Genomic DNA, 618 nt, shown 5'->3' with positions numbered 1-618 from the left:
GGGAGGGGCAGGCGGACGCCTGCGCGGTGCCGGACGCCGCCTCGCCCTGGGCGGTCGCGGGGCCGGAGAACACCTCGCCCTGGGCGGCGCCGAGGGTGCTCACCGCCAGCATGGCGACCATGCTCAACACCGCCAGCCGTACATGCGACCGGGAGATCACGACTGTTGCTCCCAGGATTTCGCGCAGAGGGCCGAGGGGCTGAAACTCCAGCAGCCGGCGCGGACCGGTGCCGGAGCCCACCAGGCGGACGCGTTCGGCGCGAGGGTGGGACGGATGGGCGGAGGCGCGAAGGCCCACAGCGGCGCGACCTGCTTGGCCGCCGGCGGAACGGCGGTGGACGGCTCCAGGGTACGGCTGCGCCACGGTGCGAGGCTCCAGCACAAGGGGTCCTGGGTCCCGCAGGAGTCCGCGGAAGAGACGCGCGCCAGCGGCGGCACCGGAAGGACGGCCCGGACCGGCGGGGAAGAGGACGGCGACGCCTCATGCGGCTGGAGCACCCCGGGCCCCTCGGTCGGCTGCTCGGCGGGGGTGTCGGGAACGAGGGTCGCGCTCGGGCTGGCCGCGGGCCGTACCGTCTCCGCCGGCGCGGTCGGTTTCGGGGGAGCGGGCTCCTGGAC

Annotated in this window: 1 protein-coding gene; it reads left to right on the top strand. The window is 75.9% G+C overall.

Annotation, left to right across the window (positions count from 1 at the left end):
- Positions 1-274 precede the first annotated feature (274 nt).
- Positions 275-618 (top strand): hypothetical protein (locus CA984_RS44295; protein WP_207621283.1); only part of this gene is annotated, 344 nt, incomplete at its 3' end.

The organism is Streptosporangium minutum, assembly GCF_002149035.1.
Classification (GTDB): Bacteria; Actinomycetota; Actinomycetes; order Streptosporangiales; family Streptosporangiaceae; genus Streptosporangium; species Streptosporangium minutum.
Note: the sequence above shows the minus strand (reverse complement) of the source record. Positions and strands in the feature narration are given on the sequence as shown.